The sequence below is a fragment of the Catellatospora sp. NPDC049111 genome (assembly GCF_040648615.1).
Classification (GTDB): domain Bacteria; phylum Actinomycetota; class Actinomycetes; order Mycobacteriales; family Micromonosporaceae; genus Catellatospora; species Catellatospora aurea.
Map to the genome: position 1 here is coordinate 37,261 of NZ_JBEZEB010000028.1, position 24,841 is coordinate 62,101.

26 protein-coding genes and 4 tRNA genes are annotated in these 24,841 nt (G+C 69.2%); 23 read left to right on the forward strand and 7 right to left on the reverse strand.

Annotated features, from left to right (window positions below; translation table 11 throughout):
- Positions 1 to 7: 7 nt before the first annotated feature.
- From AB0B66_RS29520 to htpX, 3 genes are all read left to right on the forward strand, one after another.
- On the forward strand, positions 8 to 1,486 hold the full coding sequence (locus AB0B66_RS29520) for an NADH-quinone oxidoreductase subunit M (RefSeq protein ID WP_360536092.1): 1,479 nt from the start codon (positions 8 to 10) through the stop codon (positions 1,484 to 1,486).
- Between the two features lie 11 nt (positions 1,487 to 1,497).
- Entirely contained in the window at positions 1,498 to 3,012 is a 1,515-nt protein-coding gene (locus AB0B66_RS29525; RefSeq protein ID WP_360536196.1) for a proton-conducting transporter membrane subunit, read from the forward strand.
- Positions 3,013 to 3,302: 290 nt separating this feature from the next.
- The gene (htpX, locus tag AB0B66_RS29530; RefSeq protein ID WP_360536094.1) at positions 3,303 to 4,178 is read left to right on the forward strand and encodes a zinc metalloprotease HtpX; all 876 of its coding nucleotides are present in this window, start codon (positions 3,303 to 3,305) and stop codon (positions 4,176 to 4,178) included.
- Between the two features lie 204 nt (positions 4,179 to 4,382).
- Here the strand turns inward: htpX and AB0B66_RS29535 are convergent, their stop codons facing one another.
- Positions 4,383 to 4,877 (reverse strand): YajQ family cyclic di-GMP-binding protein, encoded by a 495-nt coding sequence (locus AB0B66_RS29535; protein WP_360536096.1) that lies wholly within the window; start codon positions 4,875 to 4,877, stop codon positions 4,383 to 4,385.
- 126 nt (positions 4,878 to 5,003) lie between these two features.
- Between AB0B66_RS29535 and AB0B66_RS29540 the strand changes: the two genes are divergently transcribed.
- The 4 genes from AB0B66_RS29540 to AB0B66_RS29555 all read left to right on the forward strand — a co-directional run bounded on the left by AB0B66_RS29540 (position 5,004) and on the right by AB0B66_RS29555 (position 7,745).
- Positions 5,004 to 5,087 (forward strand) — tRNA-Tyr (locus AB0B66_RS29540).
- A 192-nt stretch (positions 5,088 to 5,279) separates the two neighbouring features.
- Positions 5,280 to 5,555: a hypothetical protein gene (locus tag AB0B66_RS29545; protein ID WP_360536098.1), complete on the forward strand. Its 276-nt coding sequence runs from the start codon at positions 5,280 to 5,282 to the stop codon at positions 5,553 to 5,555.
- 298 nt (positions 5,556 to 5,853) lie between these two features.
- The gene (locus tag AB0B66_RS29550; protein ID WP_360536100.1) at positions 5,854 to 6,273 is read left to right on the forward strand and encodes a hypothetical protein; all 420 of its coding nucleotides are present in this window, start codon (positions 5,854 to 5,856) and stop codon (positions 6,271 to 6,273) included.
- A gap of 119 nt (positions 6,274 to 6,392) precedes the next feature.
- A complete protein-coding gene (locus tag AB0B66_RS29555) occupies positions 6,393 to 7,745 on the forward strand; it encodes an MFS transporter (protein WP_360536102.1) in 1,353 nt (450 codons plus the stop codon).
- A gap of 27 nt (positions 7,746 to 7,772) precedes the next feature.
- Here the strand turns inward: AB0B66_RS29555 and AB0B66_RS29560 are convergent, their stop codons facing one another.
- The 3 genes from AB0B66_RS29560 to AB0B66_RS29570 all read right to left on the reverse strand — a co-directional run bounded on the left by AB0B66_RS29560 (position 7,773) and on the right by AB0B66_RS29570 (position 9,396).
- On the reverse strand, positions 7,773 to 7,904 hold the full coding sequence (locus AB0B66_RS29560) for a hypothetical protein (protein ID WP_360536104.1): 132 nt from the start codon (positions 7,902 to 7,904) through the stop codon (positions 7,773 to 7,775).
- Between the two features lie 114 nt (positions 7,905 to 8,018).
- The gene (locus AB0B66_RS29565) at positions 8,019 to 8,831 is read right to left on the reverse strand and encodes a class I SAM-dependent methyltransferase (protein ID WP_360536106.1); all 813 of its coding nucleotides are present in this window, start codon (positions 8,829 to 8,831) and stop codon (positions 8,019 to 8,021) included.
- 10 nt (positions 8,832 to 8,841) lie between these two features.
- The gene (locus AB0B66_RS29570; protein WP_360536108.1) at positions 8,842 to 9,396 is read right to left on the reverse strand and encodes a GNAT family protein; all 555 of its coding nucleotides are present in this window, start codon (positions 9,394 to 9,396) and stop codon (positions 8,842 to 8,844) included.
- A gap of 76 nt (positions 9,397 to 9,472) precedes the next feature.
- Here AB0B66_RS29570 and AB0B66_RS29575 point away from each other — a divergent pair, with 76 nt between their 5' ends.
- The gene (locus AB0B66_RS29575; protein WP_360536110.1) at positions 9,473 to 10,060 is read left to right on the forward strand and encodes a TetR/AcrR family transcriptional regulator; all 588 of its coding nucleotides are present in this window, start codon (positions 9,473 to 9,475) and stop codon (positions 10,058 to 10,060) included.
- 41 nt (positions 10,061 to 10,101) lie between these two features.
- Here the strand turns inward: AB0B66_RS29575 and AB0B66_RS29580 are convergent, their stop codons facing one another.
- Entirely contained in the window at positions 10,102 to 10,323 is a 222-nt protein-coding gene (locus tag AB0B66_RS29580; RefSeq protein WP_203692245.1) for a hypothetical protein, read from the reverse strand.
- 273 nt (positions 10,324 to 10,596) lie between these two features.
- Between AB0B66_RS29580 and AB0B66_RS29585 the strand changes: the two genes are divergently transcribed.
- From AB0B66_RS29585 to rplA, 12 genes are all read left to right on the forward strand, one after another.
- Positions 10,597 to 10,812 (forward strand): hypothetical protein, encoded by a 216-nt coding sequence (locus tag AB0B66_RS29585; protein ID WP_360536112.1) that lies wholly within the window; start codon positions 10,597 to 10,599, stop codon positions 10,810 to 10,812.
- A gap of 51 nt (positions 10,813 to 10,863) precedes the next feature.
- The gene (locus tag AB0B66_RS29590; RefSeq protein ID WP_360536114.1) at positions 10,864 to 13,392 is read left to right on the forward strand and encodes a sensor domain-containing phosphodiesterase; all 2,529 of its coding nucleotides are present in this window, start codon (positions 10,864 to 10,866) and stop codon (positions 13,390 to 13,392) included.
- Positions 13,393 to 13,498: 106 nt separating this feature from the next.
- Positions 13,499 to 13,571: transfer RNA gene (locus tag AB0B66_RS29595), tRNA-Thr, on the forward strand.
- A gap of 40 nt (positions 13,572 to 13,611) precedes the next feature.
- Positions 13,612 to 13,684 (forward strand) — tRNA-Met (locus tag AB0B66_RS29600).
- Positions 13,685 to 13,860: 176 nt separating this feature from the next.
- Positions 13,861 to 14,028: a 50S ribosomal protein L33 gene (gene rpmG / locus AB0B66_RS29605; protein WP_018347744.1), complete on the forward strand. Its 168-nt coding sequence runs from the start codon at positions 13,861 to 13,863 to the stop codon at positions 14,026 to 14,028.
- Between the two features lie 74 nt (positions 14,029 to 14,102).
- On the forward strand, positions 14,103 to 14,552 hold the full coding sequence (locus tag AB0B66_RS29610; RefSeq protein ID WP_155374068.1) for a MaoC family dehydratase N-terminal domain-containing protein: 450 nt from the start codon (positions 14,103 to 14,105) through the stop codon (positions 14,550 to 14,552).
- A gap of 1 nt (position 14,553) precedes the next feature.
- Positions 14,554 to 14,961: a MaoC family dehydratase gene (locus AB0B66_RS29615; protein WP_360536117.1), complete on the forward strand. Its 408-nt coding sequence runs from the start codon at positions 14,554 to 14,556 to the stop codon at positions 14,959 to 14,961.
- A gap of 151 nt (positions 14,962 to 15,112) precedes the next feature.
- Positions 15,113 to 15,185: transfer RNA gene (locus AB0B66_RS29620), tRNA-Trp, on the forward strand.
- A 227-nt stretch (positions 15,186 to 15,412) separates the two neighbouring features.
- Positions 15,413 to 15,805: a preprotein translocase subunit SecE gene (secE, locus tag AB0B66_RS29625; RefSeq protein ID WP_360536119.1), complete on the forward strand. Its 393-nt coding sequence runs from the start codon at positions 15,413 to 15,415 to the stop codon at positions 15,803 to 15,805.
- Between the two features lie 68 nt (positions 15,806 to 15,873).
- Entirely contained in the window at positions 15,874 to 16,536 is a 663-nt protein-coding gene (gene nusG, locus AB0B66_RS29630) for a transcription termination/antitermination protein NusG (RefSeq protein WP_239167327.1), read from the forward strand.
- Positions 16,537 to 16,777: 241 nt separating this feature from the next.
- Complete coding sequence (rplK, locus tag AB0B66_RS29635; protein WP_120317156.1) at positions 16,778 to 17,209, forward strand: 50S ribosomal protein L11; 432 nt, start codon at positions 16,778 to 16,780, stop codon at positions 17,207 to 17,209.
- Positions 17,210 to 17,298: 89 nt separating this feature from the next.
- Entirely contained in the window at positions 17,299 to 18,012 is a 714-nt protein-coding gene (rplA, locus tag AB0B66_RS29640) for a 50S ribosomal protein L1 (protein ID WP_360536121.1), read from the forward strand.
- 375 nt (positions 18,013 to 18,387) lie between these two features.
- Here the strand turns inward: rplA and AB0B66_RS29645 are convergent, their stop codons facing one another.
- Together AB0B66_RS29645 and AB0B66_RS29650 are read right to left on the reverse strand one after the other, a co-directional pair.
- Entirely contained in the window at positions 18,388 to 18,762 is a 375-nt protein-coding gene (locus AB0B66_RS29645; RefSeq protein ID WP_360536123.1) for a GntR family transcriptional regulator, read from the reverse strand.
- Positions 18,759 to 19,493 (reverse strand): hypothetical protein, encoded by a 735-nt coding sequence (locus tag AB0B66_RS29650; protein WP_360536125.1) that lies wholly within the window; start codon positions 19,491 to 19,493, stop codon positions 18,759 to 18,761. The genes AB0B66_RS29645 and AB0B66_RS29650 overlap by 4 nt, the downstream gene beginning before the upstream one ends.
- 374 nt (positions 19,494 to 19,867) lie before the next feature.
- Here AB0B66_RS29650 and rplJ point away from each other — a divergent pair, with 374 nt between their 5' ends.
- The 3 genes from rplJ to AB0B66_RS29665 all read left to right on the forward strand — a co-directional run bounded on the left by rplJ (position 19,868) and on the right by AB0B66_RS29665 (position 24,798).
- A complete protein-coding gene (gene rplJ, locus AB0B66_RS29655; protein ID WP_360536127.1) occupies positions 19,868 to 20,404 on the forward strand; it encodes a 50S ribosomal protein L10 in 537 nt (178 codons plus the stop codon).
- Positions 20,405 to 20,483: 79 nt separating this feature from the next.
- Positions 20,484 to 20,867 (forward strand): 50S ribosomal protein L7/L12, encoded by a 384-nt coding sequence (gene rplL, locus AB0B66_RS29660; protein ID WP_360536129.1) that lies wholly within the window; start codon positions 20,484 to 20,486, stop codon positions 20,865 to 20,867.
- 499 nt (positions 20,868 to 21,366) lie between these two features.
- The gene (locus AB0B66_RS29665; RefSeq protein ID WP_120317150.1) at positions 21,367 to 24,798 is read left to right on the forward strand and encodes a DNA-directed RNA polymerase subunit beta; all 3,432 of its coding nucleotides are present in this window, start codon (positions 21,367 to 21,369) and stop codon (positions 24,796 to 24,798) included.
- Positions 24,799 to 24,841: the final 43 nt, after the last annotated feature.

Genomic DNA, 24,841 nt, shown 5'->3' on the forward strand with positions numbered 1-24,841 from the left:
TGGCGGCATGAACACTTCCGCGTTGCTGCTGATCGGGTCGTTGGCGGTGCCGCTGGTCGGCGCCGTCGCCGCGCTGCTCGTGCGTGGCCGCGGCGGCACGGTCGTGGCGACCGTCGCCGCGGCGCTCACCCTGCTGCTGACCGCGCCGCTGCTGCTCGGCCGGGAGACCGCCCGGCCGTCCGGGCTGTGGCACGAGGTCGACCAGCCGTGGGTGCCCGACCTGCAACTGCGGCTGCACCTGGGCGTGGACGGCATCTCGTACCCCCTGGTCGTGCTGACCGCGTTGCTCACCCTGCTGTGCTGCGGCTACCTGCTGTGGCAGCGGCCGGAGCAGGCCAACCAGCTCGCCGCGCTGCTGCTGGTGATCGAGGTGGGCATCCTCGGCACCTTCCTCGCCTTCAACCTGGTGCTGTTCTTCCTCGCGTTCGAGGTGGTGCTGCTGCCGATGGCAGCGGTCATCGCGGGCTGGGGCGGCCCGGCCCGGCGCGCGGCGGCACTGAAGTTCGCGCTGTACACCCTGGCCGGGTCGGTGCTGCTGCTGGTCGGCGTGGTCGCCGTGGTGACGCAGACCGGCACCGCCGACATCGCCCGGCTCACCACCGAGCAGGGCCTGCTGTCGCACGACGCCCAGCTGTGGATCTTCGGACTGTTCGCGCTCGCGTTCGCGGTGAAGAGCCCGCTGTGGCCGCTGCACACCTGGCTGCCCGACGCGCACACCGAGGCCCCTACCGTCGGCAGCGTCATCCTGGCCGGAGTGCTGCTGAAGATGGGCACGTACGGCCTGATCCGGGTCGGGGTCGGCGTGACGCCCGAGGGCGCTTCGGCGTTCGCGCCCGCGCTCGGCGTGCTCGCTGTCGCCGCGATCCTGATCGGCTCGCTGGTCTGCCTGTCCCAGACCGAGGTCAAACGCCTTATCGCGTACTCCTCCGTCGGGCACATGGGTTTCGTGCTGCTCGGCATCGCCACCCTCAACGAGATCGGCCTGCAGGCCGCGCTGATCGGCAACATTGCCCACGGCCTGCTCACCGGCCTGCTGTTCTTCCTGGCCGGTGCGATCAAGGACCGGGCGCACACCGGCCTGCTCGCCGACCTGGGCGGGCTGCGCGAACGCCAGCCCTGGCTGGCCGGCGTGCTCGGCTTCGCCGCCCTCGGCAGCCTCGGCCTGCCCGGCCTCGCTGGGTTCTGGGGCGAGGCGTTCGCCGTGGTCGCCGCCGTGCGGCGGGACGGCACGCTGTGGACCGTGCTGGCGGTGCTGGCCGCGATCGGCGGCGCGCTGACCGCGGCGTACCTGCTGCGCCTGCTGCGCCGGGTCAGCCACGGCCCGCAGGCCGCGGCGCTGGCGGGCGCGCCCGAGGCTCGCGTCCCGGAACTGGTCGCCTGGTCGCCGCTGGTGGCCCTGGCACTGCTGCTCGGCGTGATGCCGATGCTGGTGCTGGGCATGTCCGCCGACGCGGTGGCCGCCCTGACGAGAGCGGTGGCGCCGTGAACCTGCAACTGATGCTGCCCCTGCTGGTCGCCGCCGGGACCGCCCTCGCGGTGCTGGTGGTGGATCTGATCACGCAGCCGCGCTGGCGCTGGCCGCTCGGCGTCGGACTGCTCGGCGCACTGGCCACCGCCGTGATCGCGGCCTTCACCGAGCCGCGCCAGATCGGCACCTTCTGCGCCGGCCTCGCCGCCCCCGGCAGCGACGCGATCATGCCGGTGGACTGCGCACTCGTCTTCGACTCCCGGGCCCGCCTGGTGGCGGTGCTGGTGGCGGCACTGACCGTCGGCGCGCTGCTGCTCTACGTCCCGGCGCTGCGCCGTGGCGACGCCCCCGCCGGTGAGACGGTCTTCCTGTTCGCGTGCGCGATGACCGGCGGCGTCGCCCTCGCCTCCGCGGGCGACCTGATCACCCTGATCGTGGCGCTGGAGACACTGACCATCCCGCTGTACGCCCTGGTGGCGCTGCACCGGCGGCGCGCGGGCGAAGCCGCGGCGGCCGCAGTGACCTTCTTCGCCAACAGCGTCGCCGCGACCGCGGTGACCCTGCTCGGCGCGGCGCTGCTCTACCTCGCCTCGGGCACCGTGCAGCTGCGCGGCCTGGTCTCCGCGCCGCTGTTCGCCACGGGGCAGTGGCGTCCCGTCGCGCTCACCGGCCTCGCGCTGATCCTGGTCGGCCTCGGCTTCAAGGTCGCCGCGGCGCCCCTGCACGCCTGGGCCCCGGCCACCTACGAGGGCGCGCCCGTGCCCGTCGCCGCGTTCCTGTCCACCGCCTCGAAGCTGGGCGGCGTGGTGGCGATCCTGATCGTCGTCGACGGCGTGCTGGCCACCGGCGCGGCCGGCGACGACCGCAGCATGTTTGTCACCGCCGGCATCACCCTGGCCGTGCTGGCCGCCCTGTCGATGCTGATCGGCACCCTGGTCGCCCTGCGCCAGCGGCGCACCGTACGCCTGCTCGCCTGGTCCTCGATCGCGCAGGCCGGGTTCATCCTCGCGCCGCTGGGCGGGCTCACCGGGCTGGCGCTGGCCGGTCAGGCCGACGGGCTGCTCGACGCCGCGCTCGCTTACACCGTGTTCTTCCTGGTCTTGGAACTCGCCGCGTTCAGCGCGGTGGTGGCGCTGCGCCCGGACGCGGCGGACGGCGGCAGCCTCGCCGACCTGCGCGGCCTCGGCCGGACCGCGCCCTGGCGGGCCGCCGCGCTCACCTTCGCCCTGGTCGGCCTGGCCGGCCTGCCGCCGATGCTGGCCGGCCTCTTCGCCAAGATCACGGTGATCCAGGCGCTGCTGCGCGTCGACTCCTACCGGCTCGCCCTGCTGGTCGCCCTGGTCTCCGTCATCGGCCTCGCCGTGTACTGGCGACCCGTCGCGGCGCTCTACGGCGCGGCCGACGTGTCCGGCGGATCCGATGCCGGCCCGGCCGCCCGCGTGGCGTGGGCCCCCGCCGCGGCCCTCGGCCTGGCCACCGCGGCGGGGCTGCTGCTGACCGTCGATCCGCAACTGGTCTACAGCGTGGTCACCGCCTGGCGGTGACCACGCTCCGGCCGCGGTTCGGCGCTTCGAGCGTGCCCGGCCCGCGCGAGCGGTGCGTCGTGTGCGCCTTCACATCGATTTTGATGTGGCCACATCAAAATCGATGTGAACCGCCGTCCCGAGTGACCCTGCCGCGAGGCGGCTGATGTGCCTTGAACCGGGCAAGCCACTCACAACGGATAACATGAACTTTCAGCATGTTCACAGCCCGCAGCGGGAACGTGGATGCCAGGAGCACTGGTTGCACCAGATGCGCGGCACACCCACCGCGCCACTCGTGGAGGGAAGGCATGCACAGCCACAACGGTCTGAAGACCGCAGCCCTACTGGGCCTGCTGACAGCGATCATCCTCGGCATCGGCTACTGGTTCGGGGGCAGCACCGGCCTGTTCATCGCCGTCATCGTGTCGCTGCTCATGAACGGTGTGAGCTACTTCTTCTCCGACAAGCTCGCACTGCGCTCGATGCGCGCCCAACCGGTCAGCGAGGCTGATTTCCCCCAGCTCCACCAGATGGTGCGCGAACTGTCCCAGCAGGCCGGGCAGCCCATGCCCCGCCTGTACGTCAGCCCCACCATGCAGCCCAACGCCTTCGCCACCGGCCGCAACCCGCAGCACGCGGCGGTCGCGGTCACCGAGGGCATCACCCGCATCCTCGACTACCGCGAACTGCGCGCCGTCATCGGCCACGAGCTGTCGCACGTCTACAACCGCGACATCCTCATCTCCAGCGTCGCCGGAGCGCTGGCCGGCATCATCACGATGCTGGCCAACCTCGCCTGGTTCATCCCGCTCGGCGGCGACGACGAGGACGGCCCCAACCCGCTGGCGCTGATGATGATGCTGATCCTCGGCCCGCTGGCCGCCACGATCATCCAGCTCGCCATCAGCCGCAGCCGCGAGTTCCAGGCCGACGCCTCGGGCGCGCAGCTGACGAACGACCCGCTGGCCCTGGCCAGCGCCCTCAAGAAGATCCACATGGGGGTACAGCAGATGCCGCTGCCCGCCGAGGGGCAGCTCGCCAGCTCCGCCCACCTGATGATCGACAACCCGCTGAAGGGCGGCGGTATCGCGTCGCTGTTCTCGACGCACCCGCCGATGGAGGAGCGGGTCCGGCGCCTGGAGGCCATGGCCGCCAGCTCCGGCCCCATCCAGTACATGCGCTGACGCCAACGAAAAGGCCCCGCCACACGGCGGGGCCTTTTCGTGTTCCCAACGTTTGGACCCCCGCGCTTCCGAGGCGTAACCAGGGCCTCGGACCCCCGCGAGGGCAGGACCAACGTACGACACCCGTACGACAAAATCGCGGGGGCTGTGCCGGGACCCCGGTGCCTGCGTTGACGCGGGCGAGGGCCGTGATCCCGGCAACTGCTACCGGTAGTTGGTGAACTGGAGGGCGACCTCGAAGTCGGCTCCCTTGAGCAGGGCGATGACCTCCTGCAGGTCGTCCTTCTTCTTGCCGGTGACCCGGAGCTGGTCGCCCTGGATCTGCGCCTGGACGCCCTTGGGGCCCTCGTCGCGGATCTTCTTGGAGATGGCCTTGGCCTTCTCCTGGTCGATGCCCTGAATGATCTTGCAGTCGATCTTGTAGACCTTGCCGGAGGACTTCGGCTCGCCGGCGTCCAGCGACTTCAGGGAGATGTTGCGCTTGATCAGCTTCTCCTTGAAGACGTCGAGCGCGGCCCTCGCCCGGTCCTCGGTGTTGGCCTGGACGGTCACGCCCTCCTCGCCGGCCCAGGCGATGGATGCCCCCGTGTCACGGAAGTCGAACCGCGTGCCCAGCTCCTTCTCGGCCTGGTGCAGGGCGTTGTCCACCTCCTGCCGATCAACCTTGCTGACGATGTCGAACGACGGGTTAGCTGCCATGCGTACCGTTTTAGCAGATCCGGCGGCGCGCCGTGCTCATGGTCCAACCCGCTTGCACATCGCTGCGGGCGTACCGCTATCCTTAGCGAGCCAACATCGCGTGCGGTGCTGGCAGCGCTGTTACCAGGCGGGTTGCCCGAGCGGCCAATGGGAGCGGACTGTAAATCCGTCGCGAAAGCTACAGAGGTTCGAATCCTCTACCCGCCACCAGCAGCAAGAACGCGGTTCTGACCAGCAAGAACGGTCGGGGCCGCGTTTCGCTTTGGGTGGTGGAACCCCGGGGTCTAGCGCCCTGACGGTAATGATCATGGATGTGACCGGCGGTGGGAGCTGCGGTCAGTCGGTCCGACGAACGTTCGATAAATTGCTCATAAATGGATCAGGCTGCATCTGGAGCCGGCAGTGAGCCTAAAAGATCGCCTCTCAGACTGGGTCGATGCCGATGGGGCTGCGTACAGTCTTGCTCTTGAGCTGGGCGTAATTGATCAAGGCATCCCCTTTGGGGAAGTGAAGTACCTGTTCTGGACGGTCAACCCGGTGGGAGACGGGCTCCATGCGGCGTTGCTTGCGCTTGTCGAGGCGGGTGTGCTGGAGATGCGTGACGATCACGCCTTCAGGTGGAGTCCGGGCTTCGCGGTGAAGGCGGTTCAGGCGCTGCGGGAGTCTGCGGAAGGCTAGGCCGCGCTGCGGTCGGGCTGTCCGGTCGTCCGGTCGATGTCGATGAGCAGAACCCGGTGTCCACTCCCGGGGTGGGAGCTCATGCAGAGGCTCGAATCCTGCTCGCGGTGCCTGCGCGGTGATCGGCCAAAAAGGCTATCTGTGCAGGTCACGGTTAGTAACGTGAGTACCGCACGCGCCGTGCCCGGTGCCGGGCGGTGCGCATCACATCGGACGGTTACCGAACGGAGAGCCGAACACGATCGTGATCGTGGATATGCCTGGGTGGAGAACCGCGTCTGTCCGTAACGGGTGGGCGGTGGAGCCGCTCAAGTTCGCGCGGTTCCCGAGCGGGACGCTGGACTCCGTCAGCCTCGTCGGCACCGCGCCGAATGCGGAGGAGGGCAAGGCCTACCTGTTCGATGTCCGGTACGCCAAGTCGGCACCGGCCGATGTCGTGGAGGCCATGGGCGGTGACCCGTGGACGGGCATCACTCGCGGAGCGTCGTACATCCAGCACGGGAATTTCCAGGTCGGGCACGTCTTCGGGCTGGACCAGGGCCGCAGCCTGAAGCTGGACGGGGCAAAGCAGGAGTTCAGAGTGCTTGCCCAGGAGGTACGCCCCGACGCGGAGTTCAAGGGGCGCAACCCGATGGCCATCTTGAGCGCGGCCCGGGATCGACGGAACTACGTCGGTGAAGCGTTTATCGCCGGAGTCGGCACCACCACGCTGCACTGAGCAAGTGCTGCGATAGGTGCACGCCGGCATCGGCCGGCGCTGACCACTCCGCTGTGGGATGTGGCGGGGACGGGTTAATTGGGGCGACAACCGTCGTACCGTACCCAGAGAATCCCCGGGTGACGCTCTCCGCCCTTCTCGGCCGTGCCCGCCCCCCGTCGCCCCTGGCGGGCCGCCTGTCCGTGCAGTCGCTGCTGTTCGCGCTCGGCGAGGGCACGTTCATGACCGGCTCGGCGGTGTTCTTCACCAAGATCGTCGGGCTGTCCGCCGCCCAGGTCGGTCTCGGCCTGACACTCGCGGGCATCGCCGCTTTCCTCGCCGCCGTGCCGATGGGCAAGCTGGTCGACCGGTACGGGCCGAAGAAGATGTGGGCGGTCAGCGCTGCCGGGCAGGCGGCGATGTTCGCGGTCTGGCCGTTCATCACCGACTTCCAGGGCTACGTGCTCATGGCTGTCGGCATGGAGGTGATCGGCGCGCTCGGCGCCGCGGCGTACGGGGCGTACACGATCGACGTGCTGCCGCCGGACGAGCGGGTGAAGTCACGCGCCTACATGTACTCCGCGCTCAACCTCGGCTTCACCCTCGGCTCGGTGATGGGCGGCATCGCGCTCGCGTTCCAGTCCAACGCGGTGCTGCACGCGCTGCCCTGGTTCACCGCCGCGGTCTTCCTGGTCAACGCCGCTGCCGTCACCCGGCTGCCCAAGGCTTCGCACGACGAGCGCACCCCGGAAGACCGCAAGGTGCGCATCCCCGGCCCGGGGCCGCTGCGCAACCCGGGTTGGCTGCTCACCACCTTCTTCAGCGGGGTGTTCTGGACCAACCAGGTGCTGCTGAACGTCGTCATCCCGCTCTGGCTGGTCGAGCAGACCGACGCGCCGCGGGTGCTGCTGGCCTTCCTGTTCGCCACCAACACCGTGATGTGCATCTTCCTGCCGATGGTCACCTCGCGCGGCGTCAAGGATCTGCCGACCGCGCTCAAGGCGATCCGGCTGTCCTCGACCTTCTTCGTGCTCTCCTGCCTGATCACGCTAGCCACGCACGACACCGTCGGCTGGGTGACGATCGCCCTGGTCTGGCTGGGCCACGTCACCGTGACCGGGGCCGAGCTCTACCTGTCGGCGGCGAGCTGGTCCTTCGAGGCCGAGCTGATGGATCCGCGCCAGCGCGGCGCCTATCAGGGCGCGGCCGAGCTGAGCGGCACCCTCGGCAAGGTCTGGGCGCCGGCGGTGTACACCTTCCTCGCGTTGAGCTGGGGCGCGGCCGGTTGGCTGGTGATCGCCGGCATCATCCTGCTGGCCACCGTCGCCATCCATCCGTCGACCCGGCTGGCCCGGCGATTCCTCGAACGGCACGTCCCCGCGGATGTGCTGGCCGACGCCCGCGCCTCCGCTGGCGATGCCGACGAAGGCGCCGGTGCGCCGTCACCCGGTCCAGCCGACGTGTCGCCGCCGGAGCCGGTCGGCAGCCGCTAGGCGCGCTGCCGCTCGGTGGAACAGCGGTCAGTCGGGGGTCTGGCCGGAGGGCCGCCGCCGGGCGAAGGACCGGCCGCCGAGGTAGGCCAGGCCGACGACCAGCAGGGCGGCGGCGGCGAACAGGAACAGGATTTCAGGGACACTGAGGTTCTCGAACACCCCGCGAGGATAGGGGTAAGGGGCCGAGCGTGCAGCCCCGGATCGGACGAACGTATGAGTTTGTCGATGCGTGGCCGCCGTCCGGCCGTGAAAGCCGGGTCGGGACGGTCTCGATCAGGGGACTTGGCCTGCGGCGATGACTGCGGCGGTGGGCATCGCGAGTCGGCCGTCCGTGTCGAGATGGGTGGCCACGGTCCGGTCGTAGCATGCCTTGACCTCCGCGACCGCCGCGTCGTCCAGGACGGCGAGCATCGCGCCGAGCACGCCTATCCCGTTCGCCGGTCCGGCCCACCAGTCCTCGGGGTCGGCGCGGTGGATCCAGGTGACGGTGTGCGCCGAGACCTCGGTCAGGTCCGCACCGCGCAGCAGATTCGCGAGCCCGTCGGTGTCCCGGGTGAAGTTCAGCTCCTCGGCGACCAGCGGCGCGGATTCCGGGCGGCGCAGGCCGCAGGCAGCCGCGATGGTGGCCCAGAGCTGCTGGAGCGGCGGTGCGGGAGCCGGCCAGACGCTCACCGCGATCCGGCCGCCGGAGCGGGTGACGCGCCGCAGTTCCGCGACCGCCGCAGCGGGGTCCCCGACGTGGTTGACGACGAAGTTGCCGACCACGGCGTCGAAGCACCGATCGTCGAGTGGCAGGTCGGGCAGCACACCGTGGCGTACGTCGGCGCCGGGCGCCTCGCGGCGGGCCGCCTCGACCATGCTCTGCTCGGCGTCGACCGCGGTGACGACCGCGCCGCGCGCCAGGCCGAGCGCCGCGACGGTGCCGGTCCCCGTGCCCGCGTCGAGCAGCCGGGTCCGCTCGCCGACCCGGGCCTCGTCGAGCAGTACCCCGGCGGTGTGCCCGCACAGGGTGGCGAAACTGCGCCGGTACGCCGCGGCGCGGCCCTGCCACAGGCGGCGCTCGTAGTCGTCGAAGGGTGTCGTCACCGGCCGGAGCCTACCGGCGGGTCCGGTCCCGCCACTCGGCGGCGAGCAGCGAGTAGACCTGCGCGTCGTGCTTCACGCCCTGGTACGGGAAGGCTTCGCGCAGCACGCCGTCGAGGGTCATGCCCAACCGCTTCGCGCAGGCGATGCTGCGCGCGTTGCCGGGCACGGTGCGCCACTCGATGCGGTTGATGCCGCGCTCGTCGACCGCCCAGGCGATCATGCGCGTGGCGGCGCGGGTGATCAGGCCGCGTCCTTCGGCGTGCGGGGCGAGCCAGACGCCGATCTCGGCGGTGGAGAAGCGGACGTCGAACGTGCGGAAGAGGGTGCCGCCGACCAGTTCGCCGTCGAGCCAGATCCCGTAGATGCGGCCGCCGTCGCGGGCGGCCTCGTCGGCGTATCGCTGCAGCCAGGCCCGGGTCAGCGGCTCGTCGGTGAGGGCGACGGACCACGGCAGCCAGGGCGCGAGATGGGCGCGGTGCCGCTCGATGAAGGCCGCGAACTGCTCGGCGTAGGCGGGTTCGAGGGCGCGCATCTCGGCGGTGTCGGTGAGGCGGTGGGTCAGCACGGGGGCTCCAGTCTCGCGTACCAAACGTTTGTTATGTATGTTGGCGTAGCGTAGCCGATGGACCAGAGGAGTGGCGATGCCCGCACGCGGTGACCATGACGCCCGGCGTCGGGACGTTTCCCAGGCGGTGTGGGAGGTGCTCGCGGCGAGGGGCTTCGGCGGGCTGACCTTGCGCGCCGTCGCCGCGCAGCTGGGTGCGTCGACGGGGCTGCTCACGCATTATTTCCCCAGTAAGAAGGCGCTGATGCGCCATGCGCTGGAGGTGGCGCACGAGCACGGGCAGCGACGCGAGCGCCCGGTGGCCGAGGGTGAAGGGCTGCCTGGCCTGCGTGCCGCGCTGCTGCACGTGATGCCGCTGGACCCGGAGATCGCCGCGATGAACCGAGTGTGGGTGAGCTTCTGGGACGCCGCACTAGGGGACGACGAACTCGCTGCGGCTGAGCTGCGGCGATACGAACGCTGGCGGGGCATGCTGCGGCCGCACGTCGAGGCGGCCGTCCGCTTGGGGCAGTTGCCGGCCGACGCCGATCCCGACGACGTCGTGGCCACCGCGGCCGGGTTCGCGCACGGGCTGGTGGTGCAGGCGCTCTTCGACCCGGATCGGTTTCCGCCGCGGCGGCAGATCAAGCTGGTGGACGACTTCGTGGCACTGCTGGCCCGCTGACCGGCGGGGAGGGGCGCCTCGCGGTGGCGGCCCCGGCGCGGTCAGCGGTGCAGGTGCTCCAAGTTGCGCCATTCGCCCTGCGCGCACAGGCCGTCGGCGACCCGCCGGGCTTCCCGCTCGGTGGCGTACTCCCGCATCACGGAGCGCCCGTGCTGGCGGTGCTCGACCTCCCACGGCCCGGCCGGGTTGACGCGCAGGAACACGTCCTGGCGCCGGTAGCTGGCGGTGGTGCCGTTCCAGCGGTGCTCTACCAGTCGCATCATGGCGGTATCGTACACATGTTCGAACCACGGTCAAAGACTGTTCGGGGCACGCCCGGGGACGTACAGTGTTGCTTCGCGCACCTGCCGTCGGGAGGGCTGGTTCGGCCGGATATTCGAATCACCACCGAACGGCTATTTATCCGCGTGTCGGCGGCGTGGCACGTCATCCGGACTTCCTCCGTGCCAGCGACTGTGGCACGATCCATGGCAGTCCCTTATCTTTTCTGCTGTCCTATGGAGTCGAAGATGCGCACACGCAGGCTTGGCCGTCTGATGAGCCGTGGAGCTGTCCTCCTCGCTCTCAGCGCGGCTGCTCTCGGCGTCGCGAACCCGGCTTTGGCGGACCGGGAGACGTCGGACAAGCCGGCCGAGCCGGTGGCGGAGCTGCTCAGCACCGACTGGGGAATCGTCCAGCCGGTCCAGCCGGACGGCGGCGAGCAGGACCTGGGCGGCCCCATCGTCCGTACGGAGTCCACCGACTGGGGCTGACCGGGCAGGCCCCGTGGTCCCAGATCGGTCTGAGCGGAGCGGACAACGGCATTGGCTAGAGCTATCCGACGCGCCCAGCGTTCCGCGGAGCTCGCGTGGCTGATCACCGGACCGCTCGTCCTGATCACCCTGGGGCTGACGGCGCTGGTGGTGAACCGGAGCGTCGCGCCGCCTGTGGGCGACTGGGACCTGGCGCTGATCTTCCTCGGGCTCTTCCTCGGCGCCGAGATGGCCGTGGTCCAGTTCGAGATCCGGCGTCATCATTTCGTCGTCACGCTGGCAGACATCCCGTTCGTGCTCGCCCTGGCCTATCTGCCGCCGGTGACGCTGCTCGTGGTGCGAGTGCTGGTCTACGCGTTCGTCCAGTGGCGTCGCGGCACGGTGCCGGTCAAGGCCGCCTTCAACATCGCGCTCATGGCCGCGGGCACCGCCTGCGCGAACCTCGTCGTATTGAGCGGCGGCCCGATCGACCCGAGGGACCCGGGGACGTGGGCCGTGCTGGCCGTCGCCGTGCTGACCACGGACGCCGTGCAGGTCGCCGGCGTCGCGGGTGTCATCAGCCTGGTGCAGGGCCGGCTCGCGCCGCAGGAGCTGGCCTCCACGGCGGTGCCCGGCGCTGTCGTGGCCGTCGTCAACACCACCATCGGCCTGGCCGTGCTGGTGATCCTGCAGCAGGGCCCGGCGGCCTACCTGCTGCTCGCCGTGCTGGTCGCATTCTTCTTCCTCATGTACCGGTCATATGCGCGCTCCTCGAACCAGCACCGCACACTGACCGAGATCTACGACCTCACCGGCGCCATCTCCGACACCCCGCATGACGGCACCCTGCCCGACGTCCTGCTGGGCCGGGTTCGGCGGCTGCTGCAGGCGGAGTACGCCACGCTGTGGCTGCCCGCCCAGGGCCGCCACCCCGAGGTGCTGCTCAGCGCGCGGGCCGACGACAAGGGCCTGCTCGACGTGGCGGGCACGCCGGAGTCCCTGCGAAAGCAGGCGGTCGAGACCGGGCAGACGGTCGCCGCGAGTGCCAAGCTCGGCGACGACCAGCTGCGCACGCAACTGCGCGAGCACGGCACCAAGGACGCCATCGTCGTGCCGCTGCGGGCCAGCTCGGCCGTCATCGGCACGCTCGAGGTGGCGGGCCGGCTCGGTGACAATCTGTCCTTCGACCCCAACGACGTCCGCCTGCTGGAGGCGATCGCCGCGCACGCCGCGGTGGCGGTCGAGAACAACCGCCTGGTCGACCGGCTGCGGTTCGACGCCTACCACGACGCGCTCACCGCGCTGCCCAACCGCCGGCGCATCAACCAGGCGCTGGAGGAGGCCGTGCGCGTCCGGGCGCCCGGCGAGGTCGTGGCGGTGCTGATGTTCGACGTCGACGGGCTGCGCGACGTCAACGACTCGCTCGGCCACGCCGCGGGCGACCAACTGCTGGCCGAGGTCGCCACCCGGCTGCGCACGCTGTCGCCGCCGGCGGCGCTGGTCGGCCGGGTCGGCGGCGACGAGTTCGTGGTGACGCTGCGCCTGCCCAACGCCGAGGCGGCGCTGCAGCTGGCGGCGGAGCTGCGCGGCCAGCTGCAGGACCCGATGACCTTCGGTTCGCTGACGCTGGACGTCGACACGGCGGTCGGGCTCAGCCTGCACCCGGAACACGGCTCCGACCCGGCGACGCTGCTGCAGCGCGCCGACGTGGCGACCCACTCGGCGAAGGCGCTGGCCGGCGGAGTGCAGCTGTTCGACCTGGCGCTGGAGTCGCGCTCGGTGCGCCGGCTCGGGCTGGCCGGGGACCTGCGCCGCGCCCTGGACAACGACGAGCTGGAGGTCTACTTCCAGCCCAAGGTCACGCTGCGGGACCGCCGCCTGGTCGGCGTCGAGTGCCTGGCCCGCTGGGAGCACCCGACGCACGGCGCGGTGCAGCCGGAGGACTTCGTCGCGGTGGCCGAGCACACCGGGCAGTTGGCCCGGCTCACCGAGGTAGTGCTGCGGGAGGGCCTGCGGCGGGCCCGCCAGTGGGTGGACGCGGGCCGACCGCTGTCGGTGGCGGTGAACCTCTCGCCGCGCACGCTGGTCGACCCGGCGTTCCCGGACCGGGTGGACGAGCTGCTCCAGGAGTACGGCGTGTCACCCGACCGGCTGACCCTGGAGATCACCGAGGACGGCGTGGTGGACGGCGTCGACCGGCTGCTGCCGACCCTGCGCCGGCTCTACGACCTCGGCGTGCACCTGAGCGTGGACGACTTCGGCACCGGCTACTCGTCCCTGTCCTACCTGCGCCGCCTGCCGGTGCACGAGGTGAAGGTCGACCGCTCGTTCGTGCAGGGCATGGCCACCGATCCGGGTGACCTGGCCATCGTGCGGGCCGTGGTGGACATCTCGCGGCACTTCGGGCTGAGCGTGGTCGCCGAGGGCGTGGAGAGCGAGCTGACGCTGGAGCTGCTCGAGGAGATCGGCTGTGACATCGGGCAGGGCTTCCTGTTCAGCCGGCCATTGCCGTACGAGCGGCTGGAGGCCTGGCTGGGCGCCCAGACCGACGCCGAACCGACCCCGCTGGGCGAGGTTCGCCGCCTGCGTGCGGTGGGCTGAGCCACACCGCGCCGCGCCGGGGGTAACCCGATTTCCGCGGCGGCTGGTTGTTGTGTACTCTTACCAAGGCGCGCGGCGAGGTGGGAAATCACCTGGCAACGAGCACGCCCCCTTAGCTCAGTCGGCAGAGCGTCTCCATGGTAAGGAGAAGGTCTACGGTTCGATTCCGTAAGGGGGCTCGACCGGACTCCCGGTGCATCCACCGGGAGTGCCCGCCACGGCGGTGTAGCTCAGATGGCAGAGCAAGCGGCTCATAATCGCTGTGTCGCCGGTTCAATTCCGGCCACCGCTACGCTGTGTTGAATCGCTGGCGCGTGTCGCCAGTCAACGCGAGATCGCAGATCGGTGAGATATTCCCTGGTCGCGGTGTGAGGGTCGCCATGGCGAGCCTTTTTGCGTGTCTGGATGGACGTCGTCTATCGTGGCATGCCGGTAACTCAAAGAAGCTTGTTCTAGAAAGGCACTCCCGTGGCCAAGGCGACTGACGTACGTCCAAAGATCACCATGGCGTGCGTGGACTGCAAGGAGCGGAACTACATCACCAAGAAGAACCGGCGTAACGACCCGGATCGGATTGAGCTGAAGAAGTTCTGCCCGCGCTGCGGCAAGCACACCGCGCACCGCGAGACCCGCTGACCTTACGGTCGAGCAGACGTTCCCAGCAGGGGGCGGCCCATCGGGCCGCCCCCTGCTGGCATAGGTTCACGGGTATGCCGTTGGACCAGTCATTCACCGGTCGGACCTATCCGCCGACCGAGCCCTACCAGGTGGGCCGCGAGAAGATCAGGGAGTTCGCCACCGCCATCGGCGCGGACGACGCCCTGTACCACGACGTGGAGGCCGCGCAGAAGGCCGGCTATCGCGACGTCGTGGCCCCGCCCACCTTCCCGATCATCCTGAGCTTCGCCGCCATGGAGCAGATCGTCACCGACCCGGAACTGGGCATGGACTACACCCGCGTGGTCCACGGCGACCAGCGCTTCTCGTACCGCCGCCCGATCGTCGCCGGGGACGAGCTGGTCGTCGTCAGCAGCATCGACGACATCACGCACCGCGGCGGGCACGACTTCCTGACCACCCGCGCGGAGCTGGCCACGCCGGCCGGCGAGCCCGTGGTGACCGTGGTGTGCAAGCTCGTCGTCCGAGGGCATGGTGAGTGAGATGGCATACGAGAAGGGGCAGCAGCTGCCCCTGCAGACGTTCCGGGTGACCCGGGCCGACCTGGTCCGCTACGCGGGCGCGTCGGGCGACTTCAACCCGATCCACTGGAGCGAGCGCACCGCCGTCGGCGTGGGCCTGCCCGGGGTGATCGCACATGGGATGTACACCATGGCCCTGGCGGGCCGGGCGGTCACCGGCTGGGTCGGTTCCGCCGACGCGGTTCTCGACATCGGGGTCAGGTTCACCCGTCCGGTGCCGGTGCCCGACACCGACGAAGGCACCGAGGTGGAGTTCACCGCGGTGATCAAGAGCGTGTCCGAGGACGATCTGGTGACCTTCGACCTCACCGCGACCTGCGCCGGTGAGAAGGTGTTGGCGCAGGCCAGGGTCGTGGTCAAGCAGATCTGAGGGCGGCTCGATTGGGCGGCCGGCCGGTGCCGAGAGAAAATAGGGAGTGCCAGTTGGCCCACTCGCCTGTCTACCCGTACACTGGTCGGCCGTGGGGTTAGTGAACTCCGCCGGTGGTTTTCGGCCTCCGGCAGGGTGCTCTTTCCCGCACAGGGGTGTGGCGCAATTGGCAGCGCAGCGGTCTCCAAAACCGCAGGTTGCAGGTTCGAGTCCTGTCGCCCCTGCTGGCTCTGGCCTACCGGCCCGCGGTGGGCGATCATGGGAATCGGCCCACCGGTTGTCTTCCGCGACGACCTCGGCTGGTGGACCATGGTCGTATGGCCCGTATCGGCCCCACAGCGTGGGGGCGGGTCAGATGTGACAGGTGCTCCTCGTGCGACTGCGTCGGGCACACGGGATCGTGTTCCCTACACGGTTCCGACACCACCCCGCGAGATGGAAGTAGGGCGAAGTGGCCGAGAGCAACCGACGTGGCGAGGACGCCGCGGCCGAGCACGTTGACGACGTGTTCGACGACGCTGTCGACGACGACACCCAGGACGACGAGTCCGGCGTCTCCGGCGGTGGCACCGCGACCAAGTCTCGCAAGGTGACTGACGGCAAGGGCTCGCGCGCGGTCAAGAGCGCGGAGAAGGCCGAGAAGGTCGGCTTCTTCGGCCGTATCGGACGTTTTGTCCGTGAGATCGTCGCCGAGCTGCGTAAGGTCATCTGGCCGACGCGGAACGAGCTGCTGACGTACACCGCGGTGGTCCTGATCTTCGTGTCGTTCATGATGGCTGTCGTGACGCTGCTGGACCTCGCCTACGCCAAGGGCGTGCTGTTCGTCTTCGGCGACGCGAAGTAACACAAACTACGGAAGTGAGCGGCTACGTGCCTGAGTACGACGAGACGGCCCAGACGGAAGACACCGAGGTGACCTCCGCGGTCGCGGTGACCGACGAGCCCGCACTTGCGACGGCACCCGCTGAGGACGAGTTCGACCCCGCCGCCGAGCTGCGCCAGAAGCTGCGCTTCGCGCCCGGCGACTGGTATGTCGTGCATTCGTACGCCGGTTACGAGAACAAGGTCAAGACCAACCTCGAGACCCGGATCACGAGCCTCGACATGGAGGAGTTCATCTTCCAGGTCGAGGTGCCGACCCGCGAAGAGGTCGAGGTCAAGAACGGCAAGCGCACCCAGGTGCAGAGCAAGGTCTTCCCCGGCTACCTGCTGGTCCGCATGGACCTCACGCCGGAGTCGTACTCGTGTGTGCGCAACACCCCGGGTGTGACCGGCTTCGTGGGCGCGACGGACCGGGCTGACCGCCCGGCGCCGCTGAGCCTCGACGAGGTGCTGAAGTGGCTGCTGCCCGCGGTGGAGCAGCCCGGCGCCGGCCAGAAGAAGGCCAAGGCCGAGGTCCGGGTGCTGGACTTCGAGGTCGGCGACTCGGTCACCGTCACCGACGGCGCCTTCGCCTCGCTCCCGGCCACGATCTCCGAGATCAACGCTGACCAGCAGAAGCTCAAGGTGCTGGTGTCGATCTTCGGTCGGGAGACCCCGGTCGAGCTGAACTTCAACCAGGTCGCCAAGATCTAGTTGCGGATGTGACCGCGCGGCGGGTGTCCCTCGGGACCCCGCCGCGCGGCGTTTTCGGCGCTCCGCAGGTCACCTCGGGTGCGATGGCCCACCTCGCCGAATAGGCGTCCGCGAGTATGCGCTAACCTAGAACGTCCGGCCTGTGCCGCGCGCTGACCGTGCGCGCGAACGCACCGGCCGGTCCGGTGTAAACCACCCTGATCCGCCGAACGGGCGGGTCGACAAGTCCCAGGAAGTAGACATGCCTCCGAAGAAGAAACTCGTCAAGACGTTCACGCTGCAGCTGAAGGCCGGCCAGGCCACCCCGGCTCCGCCGGTCGGTCCGGCGCTGGGCCAGCACGGCGTGAACATCATGGAGTTCTGCAAGGCGTACAACGCCCAGACCGAGTCGCAGCGCGGTGACATCGTCCCGGCACAGATCAGCGTTTACGAGGACCGCTCGTTCACGTTCGTGCTGAAGACGCCGCCGGCCGCCCGTCTCCTGATCAAGGCCGCCGGTGTCGCCAAGGGCTCCGGCGTGCCGCACACCACCAAGGTCGGTTCGGTGACGCGTGCCCAGGTGCGCGAGATCGCCGAGAAGAAGATGTCCGACCTGAACGCCAACGACCTGGACATGGCCGAGCGCATCATCGCCGGCACCGCCCGGTCGATGGGCATCACCGTCAAGGACTGAATGCCGCACGCGGCATCCGCCGCCTGACGGTCGAAGTTTCGTGGGAGGGCCCGGCGAGGGCTCGACACAACCACAGGAGATCTTGAGAAATGAAGCACGGCAAGAGCTACAACAAGTCCGCTGAGCAGGTCGACCGGGACAAGCTGTACACCCCGGTCGAGGCGATCAAGCTGGCGAAGGACACCACCAAGGTCAAGTTCGACGCCACGGTCGAGGTCGCGATGCGCCTCGGCGTCGACCCCCGCAAGGCGGACCAGATGGTCCGCGGCGTGGTCAACCTGCCGCACGGCACCGGTAAGACCGCCCGCGTCATCGTCTTCGCCTCCGGCGAGAAGGCCGCCGAGGCGACTGCCGCCGGCGCCGACGCCGTCGGGACCGACGAGCTGGTGGCCCGAATTCAGGAGGGCTGGCTGGACTTCGACGCCGCGATCGCGACGCCGGACCAGATGGCCAAGATCGGTCGGATCGCGCGGATCCTGGGCCCGCGCGGCCTCATGCCGAACCCGAAGACCGGCACGGTCACGATGGACATCGCCAAGGCGGTGTCGGACATCAAGGGCGGAAAGATCACCTTCCGCGTGGACAAGCACTCGAACCTGCACCTGATCATCGGTAAGGCGTCGTTCTCTGCGGAGCAGCTGGTCGACAACTACGCCGCGGTGCTCGAGGAGGTGCTGCGGTCCAAGCCGTCGGCGTCCAAGGGCAAGTACCTGAAGAAGGTCTTCGTGACCACCACGATGGGCCCCGGCATCCCGGTCGACCCCAACGTGACCCGCAACATCCAGGAGAACCCCGAGGCCTGATCCGCCTCGCCACTCCACGCCGAAAGCGCCGCCCGCACCTGCGGGCGGCGCTTTCCGCTTTCCCCGCCCCGGCTCCGCCCCGCCCCGCCCCGGCTCCGCCCCACCCCGCCTCCGCGCCACCCCGGCCCGGGCCCGGCCCGGGTGAAGGAAGGGCACCTTCACATCGCCATAGGTAGAGGAAGGTGCCCTTCCCGACATTCCGGCCGATGATGATCGCTGTTTGTGGTCAGAAAGTGGGGGCGGACCGCACTTTCTGACCACAAACAGCGATCATCGCCGCGAGCCGCGAGCCGCGAGCCGCGAGCCGCGAGCCGCGAGCCGCGAGCCGCGAGCCGCGAGCCGCGAGCCGCGAGCCGCGAGCCGCGAGCCGGCGGGTCAGGGGTGGGGCCAGGCGGTGCGGATCGCGTCGAGCGCCTCGTCGAGATCCGCGCCGAGGGTGAGGGCGGTGGTGGTGTACCCGTGCGCGGCCTGCGCCAGCGGCCCCCGTCGGTCCGCCGGTGGTTCAGGGGTGCGCGCGGCGACCACCGTGCCCGCCGCCCGCCGGGTGGTGACCAGCCCGGCCGCCTCCAGCTCCTGGTAGGCGCGGGCGACCGTGCCGGTGGCCAGGCCCAGGTCGGCGGCGAGCTGCCGGATCGGCGGCAGGCGGTGTCCGGCCGCCAGCAGCCCCCCGTTGATCAGCGCCTCGACCTGAGCCCGGATCTGTTCATAGGGCGGCACGGGGCCGGGCCGGATGGTGATCGTGGGGATCACGCCACGGCCTCGGCCGGCTCCCGCCGCGTACCGATGCTCACGACACCCGCTGGACCCGGGTCGATCAGTAGGTGCAGGTAGTGCGTGAACACCAGGAACGCGGACAGCGCCAGGGCGGACAGGACGAACATCCACCAGCCCCAACCGCCGAGGAAGATCACCCAGTGGCGCTGGCTGTAGCAGAACATCCCACCGGCCAGGGTGCCGGAGAGCAGCACTCCGGTGGCGCCGAGGACCAGCCGGGACGCCCGCCGCCGCCACGCTTCGTCGGCGGCTAGGTGTTGCGGGTCCAGCCCGGCGCGCCCGGCCTCGGCGATGCGGCGCAGCAGATGCCGTGCCAGCAGCCACCAGCCGGCAAGGATCACGGCCGTGGGTGTCAGGCGCAGCACGGCACCGCCGGTGTCGTAATCCCCGGACCAGGTGACCTCACCCGTCCCCATCTGTACGGCGATCACCGGCACTGTCGCCAGCACCGCCAGCCCCAGCCAGCGCAGCCGGGCCCGGGATCCGGGCGGCAGGTACGCGTCGACGTCGCGGGCCGTGAGATGCGCCGTCGACTGCCCGGACCGGGACGGCCGGGGTGACATCAGCTCGCTGACCGCGACCCCGGCGAGCACGAACACGGTGAACAGGGGCACGGCGAGCGGGATCAGCGAGCTGTTGGCCACCGTCAGGCCCAGCGCCCCGCCCAGGACCACCCCGGCCGACCGCACGTAGGCGGCTCCGTTCATCTTTGACCTCCCCGTTGTATCAGACAACTGATACAAGTGAACGCCATCGCTGTCTCTTGTGTCAATCGATTGATACAAGACGGCTCACACCACCCCCGATTTGGCGGCCGGTGCCAGGTCACGTATCGTTACCGGCAACAGTTCCACCCAAAGACCGCTGGTCATCGGATCCGGAGTCATCCGGAGACGATCGAAGGCCCCGTCGCTCGGCAACGAGCGGACCCACGGGCGGCCCGCGCAGGGAAGAACGGTGAGCCTGGCGGCCCTGTGCCGCGCGAAGCCCCGTGCGCCCTGCGCCGGGGCGTTTTGTTTGTCCGCTTCTGTCGAACGCCGGGTCCCGCGAGACCAGCCTGGAGTACGAGAGAGGAGGGGACATGGCGGACAAGATCCGTGCCGACAAGGCCGGCAGTGTTGCGGAGCTCACCGAGCGCTTCCGCGAGTCGAACGCCACGGTGCTCACCGAGTACCGCGGCCTGACCGTGAAGCAGCTGACCGAGCTGCGTCGTTCGCTGGGCGGTGCCGAGTACACCGTTGCCAAGAACACGCTTGCCAAGCGCGCCGCGACCGACGCCGGTCTGACCGGTCTCGACGCTCTGTTCACCGGTCCTACCGCGCTCGCCTTCGTCTCCGGCGATGTCGTCGAGGCGGCGAAGGGCCTGAAGGAGTTCGCGAAGGCGAACCCGCTGCTCGTCATCAAGGGCGGCGTCTTCGAGGGCAAGGCGATCTCGGCGGCTGACGTCGCCAAGCTCGCCGACCTCGAGTCCCGCGAGGTGCTGCTGGCCAAGCTGGCCGGCGCGATGAAGGCAAGCATGGGCAACGCCGCGGCGCTGTTCCAGGCCCCGCTGGCGCAGGCCGTTCGCACGGTTGCTGCCCTGCAGGACAAGCGCGAGAAGGAGGGCGCCGACGCCTGACGGCGTCGACGTCATCCGAACCATCCAGCTCGCGGCGCCCTGCCGCGGCATGTAGACCCGTTACGAAAGGACGCCTGACATGGCGAAGCTGAGCAGCACCGAGCTCCTCGACGCGTTCAAGGAGATGACCCTGATCGAGCTCTCCGAGTTCGTGAAGCAGTTCGAGGACACCTTCGACGTGAAGGCCGCCGCTCCGGTCGCCGTCGCGGCCGCCGGCCCGGTCGGCGGCGCGCCGGCCGAGGTCGAGGAGAAGGACGAGTTCGACGTCGTCCTCGAGTCCGACGGTGGCAAGAAGATCCAGGTCATCAAGGTCGTGCGTGAGCTGACCGGCCTGGGCCTGAAGGAGGCCAAGGACGTGGTCGAGGCCGCGCCGAAGGCCATCATCGAGAAGGCCAACAAGGAGACCGCGGAGAAGGCCAAGGCCAAGCTCGAGGCCGAGGGCGCCAAGGTCACCCTCAAGTAATCTGGCCAAGATCTGGCCGAGGGCGGCCGCAATCATGCGTCACCCTCAAGTGATCTGAGGTCACGCCGACGGCTTTACGCCAAGAGCGTGACCGCATCGAGGGGCGGGCATCCACTGGATGCCCGCCCCTTGTTCATGCTGGGCAAACGCGTAGTGATGCGAAGTTGACGCAGTGTTGGACACTGGAACCCGTCGCCGGGTCTTGACGTGAACGGCGACGACAGGCAGTCTTTCTTCAGTACGACCTTCCGAGTACGTAGCGGGCGGGGTACAGAGCGTGGCGACACCGATCTGAAGGTGGTCTGGAGCACGTTCTGCGAAAGCCTGCCATGGGGACTCGACAGCGGTCGGTGGTTCTGCTACAGTGCTAGTTTGCGCTGCCCTTCGACTTTCCCCCTGCCCGGAATGCCGGACGTTTTCTGACGTCGGCTCTGGACCAGGGGTTGTCGGGTTGCTCGCGTAACGGCCGTTGCACCACCGGTCCTCGGAAGGACGTATCTTGGCAGCCTCCCGCCCTGCGAAGACCAGTCGATCGTCGAGCGCGTTCGCTCCCCGCCGGATCTCCTTCGGCAGGATCACCGAACACCTCGAAGTACCCAATCTGCTCGCTATCCAAACCGAGTCTTTTGACTGGCTTGTCGGCAATGAGTCCTGGCAGTCCCGTTCGTCGGCTCTCGCAGACGCCCGCTCGGGACTCGCGGAGATCCTCGAAGAGATCAGCCCGATCGAGGACTTCTCCGGCACCATGTCGCTCAGCTTCTCCGACCCGCGCTTCGACGAGGTCAAGGCCTCCATCGAGGAGTGCAAGGAGAAGGACCTCACCTACTGCGCGCCGCTGTTCGTGACCGCGGAGTTCACCAACAACTCGACTGGCGAGATCAAGAGCCAGACCGTGTTCATGGGTGACTTCCCGATGATGACGCCGAAGGGCACTTTCATCATCAACGGCACCGAGCGCATCGTCGTCAGCCAGCTTGTCCGCTCTCCTGGCGTGTACTTCTCCAAGGAGCCGGACAAGACCTCCGACCGCGACCTCTCCAGCGTCAAGGTCATCCCGAGCCGGGGTGCCTGGCTGGAGTTCGACATCGACAAGCGCGACACGGTCGGTGTGCGTATCGACCGCAAGCGCCGACAGGCCGTCACGGTCCTGCTGAAGGCGATCGGTTGGACCAACGACCAGATCCGCGAGCGCTTCGCGTGGTCCGAGTTGCTGATGACCACCCTCGAGAAGGACCACATCGCCGGTCAGGACGAGGCCCTTCTCGACATCTACCGCAAGCTGCGCCCTGGCGAGCCGCCGACGCGCGAGAACGCCCAGACCCTGCTCGACAACCTCTTCTTCAACCCGAAGCGGTACGACGTCGCCAAGGTCGGTCGTTACAAGTTCAACAAGAAGCTCGAGCTCGAGATCCCGATCACGACGGGAACGCTGACCGAGGACGACATCGTCGCCACCGTGGAATACCTCGCTCGCCTGCACGCGGGCGAGGAGGGCTACGAGGCCGACGACATCGACCACTTCGGCAACCGTCGTCTGCGCACCGTCGGCGAGCTGATCCAGAACCAGGTTCGGGTCGGTCTCTCCCGCATGGAGCGCGTCGTGCGTGAGCGCATGACCACGCAGGACGTCGAGGCGATCACGCCGCAGACCCTGATCAACATCCGCCCCGTGGTGGCCGCGATCAAGGAGTTCTTCGGCACGTCGCAGCTGTCGCAGTTCATGGACCAGACCAACCCGCTCGCGGGTCTGACCCACCGTCGCCGCCTGTCGGCGCTCGGCCCGGGTGGTCTGTCGCGTGACCGTGCCGGCTTCGAGGTCCGTGACGTGCACCCGTCGCACTACGGCCGGATGTGCCCGATCGAGACGCCGGAAGGCCCGAACATCGGTCTGATCGGCGCGCTGTCGACGTTCGCGCGGGTCAACCCGTTCGGGTTCGTCGAGACGCCGTACCGCAAGGTCGTCGAGGGCCGGGTCACCGACCAGATCGACTACCTGACCGCGGACGAGGAAGACCGTTACATCAAGGCGCAGGCGAACGCCGTGCTGATGGGTGACGGCTCCTTCGCCGAGGACCGCGTCCTGGTCCGCCGTAAGGGCGGTGAGGTCGACTACGTGCCGCCGGCACAGGTCGACTACATGGACGTGTCGCCGCGGCAGATGGTGTCCGTCGCGACCGCGATGATCCCGTTCCTCGAGCACGACGACGCCAACCGCGCGCTCATGGGCGCGAACATGCAGCGTCAGGCGGTGCCGCTGGTCAAGGCCGAGGCCCCGCTGGTCGGCACGGGCATGGAGTACCGTGCCGCGACCGACGCCGGCGACGTGGTCGTGGCCGAGGTCGGCGGTGTGGTCGAGGACCTGTGCGCGGACTACATCACCGTGCACCAGGACGACGGCTTCCGCCGGACCTACCTGCTGCACAAGTTCCGCCGGTCCAACTCGGGCTCGTGCGTGAACCAGAAGCCGGTGGTCCCGGAGGGCGCCCGCGTCGAGGCCGGTCAGGTCATCGCCGACGGCCCCTGCACCGACAACGGCGAGATGGCGCTCGGCCGCAACCTGCTGGTCGCCTTCATGCCGTGGGAGGGCCACAACTACGAGGACGCGATCATCCTGTCCCAGCGCCTGGTGCAGGAGGACGTTCTCACCTCGATCCACATCGAGGAGCACGAGGTCGACGCCCGCGACACCAAGCTGGGCCCGGAGGAGATCACCCGCGACATCCCGAACGTCAGCGAAGAGATGCTGGCGGACCTGGACGAGCGGGGCATCATCCGGATCGGCGCGGAGGTCGTGCCGGGCGACATCCTGGTCGGCAAGGTCACGCCCAAGGGCGAGACCGAGCTGACCCCGGAGGAGCGGCTGCTCCGCGCGATCTTCGGTGAGAAGGCGCGCGAGGTCCGCGACACCTCGCTGAAGGTGCCGCACGGCGAGACCGGCACGGTCATCGGTGTGCGCACGTTCTCCCGCGAGGACGGCGACGAGCTGCCCCCGGGCGTCAACGAGCTGGTCCGGGTGTACGTGGCCCAGAAGCGCAAGATCCAGGACGGTGACAAGCTCGCCGGCCGCCACGGCAACAAGGGTGTCATCTCCAAGATCCTTCCGGTCGAGGACATGCCGTTCCTCGAGGACGGCACCCCGGTCGACATCGTGCTCAACCCGCTGGGCGTGCCCGGTCGAATGAACATCGGCCAGGTTCTCGAGGTCCACCTGGGCTGGGTCGCGAAGACCGGCTGGAAGGTCTCGGGCGACGACGCCGAGTGGAAGAAGGCACTGCGCTCGATCGGCGCGCACGAGGCCGAGGCCAACACGAACGTGGCCACCCCGGTCTTCGACGGCGCGCACGACGACGAGATCGCCGGTCTGCTCGGCAGCACCCTGCCCAACCGCGACGGCACCCAGCTGATCGGCGAGTCGGGCAAGGCCAAGCTGTTCGACGGCCGCTCCGGCGAACCGCTGCCGGACCCGATCTCGGTCGGCTACATGTACATCCTGAAGCTGAACCACCTGGTCGACGACAAGATCCACGCTCGGTCGACCGGCCCGTACTCGATGATCACGCAGCAGCCGCTGGGTGGTAAGGCGCAGTTCGGTGGCCAGCGGTTCGGCGAGATGGAGTGCTGGGCGATGCAGGCCTACGGCGCGGCTTACGCGCTGCAGGAGCTGCTGACCATCAAGTCCGACGACGTGTTGGGTCGCGTGAAGGTCTACGAGGCCATCGTCAAGGGCGAGAACATCCCCGAGCCGGGTATCCCCGAGTCGTTCAAGGTGCTGCTCAAGGAACTGCAGTCGCTGTGCCTGAACGTCGAGGTGCTGTCCAGCGACGGTGTGGCCCTGGAGATGCGCGAGACCGACGACGAGGTGTTCCGGGCGGCGGAGGAGCTCGGTATCGATCTGTCCCGGCGGGAGCCGAGCAGCGTCGAGGAAGTCTGATGTAAAGGCGTCCTCCGCGCGCTCCGGCGTGTGGAGGACGCCT

Coding starts and splice junctions, on each gene's coding strand:
- AB0B66_RS29520 (WP_360536092.1), top strand. CDS start 8: ATGAACACTTCCGCGTTGCTGCTGATCGGGTCGTTGGCGGTGCCGCTG.
- AB0B66_RS29525 (WP_360536196.1), top strand. CDS start 1,498: ATGCTGCCCCTGCTGGTCGCCGCCGGGACCGCCCTCGCGGTGCTGGTG.
- htpX (WP_360536094.1), top strand. CDS start 3,303: ATGCACAGCCACAACGGTCTGAAGACCGCAGCCCTACTGGGCCTGCTG.
- AB0B66_RS29535 (WP_360536096.1), bottom strand. CDS start 4,877: ATGGCAGCTAACCCGTCGTTCGACATCGTCAGCAAGGTTGATCGGCAG.
- AB0B66_RS29575 (WP_360536110.1), top strand. CDS start 9,473: ATGCCCGCACGCGGTGACCATGACGCCCGGCGTCGGGACGTTTCCCAG.
- AB0B66_RS29580 (WP_203692245.1), bottom strand. CDS start 10,323: ATGATGCGACTGGTAGAGCACCGCTGGAACGGCACCACCGCCAGCTAC.
- AB0B66_RS29585 (WP_360536112.1), top strand. CDS start 10,597: ATGAGCCGTGGAGCTGTCCTCCTCGCTCTCAGCGCGGCTGCTCTCGGC.
- AB0B66_RS29610 (WP_155374068.1), top strand. CDS start 14,103: ATGCCGTTGGACCAGTCATTCACCGGTCGGACCTATCCGCCGACCGAG.
- AB0B66_RS29615 (WP_360536117.1), top strand. CDS start 14,554: ATGGCATACGAGAAGGGGCAGCAGCTGCCCCTGCAGACGTTCCGGGTG.
- rplK (WP_120317156.1), top strand. CDS start 16,778: ATGCCTCCGAAGAAGAAACTCGTCAAGACGTTCACGCTGCAGCTGAAG.
- rplA (WP_360536121.1), top strand. CDS start 17,299: ATGAAGCACGGCAAGAGCTACAACAAGTCCGCTGAGCAGGTCGACCGG.
- AB0B66_RS29650 (WP_360536125.1), bottom strand. CDS start 19,493: ATGAACGGAGCCGCCTACGTGCGGTCGGCCGGGGTGGTCCTGGGCGGG.
- rplJ (WP_360536127.1), top strand. CDS start 19,868: ATGGCGGACAAGATCCGTGCCGACAAGGCCGGCAGTGTTGCGGAGCTC.
- rplL (WP_360536129.1), top strand. CDS start 20,484: ATGGCGAAGCTGAGCAGCACCGAGCTCCTCGACGCGTTCAAGGAGATG.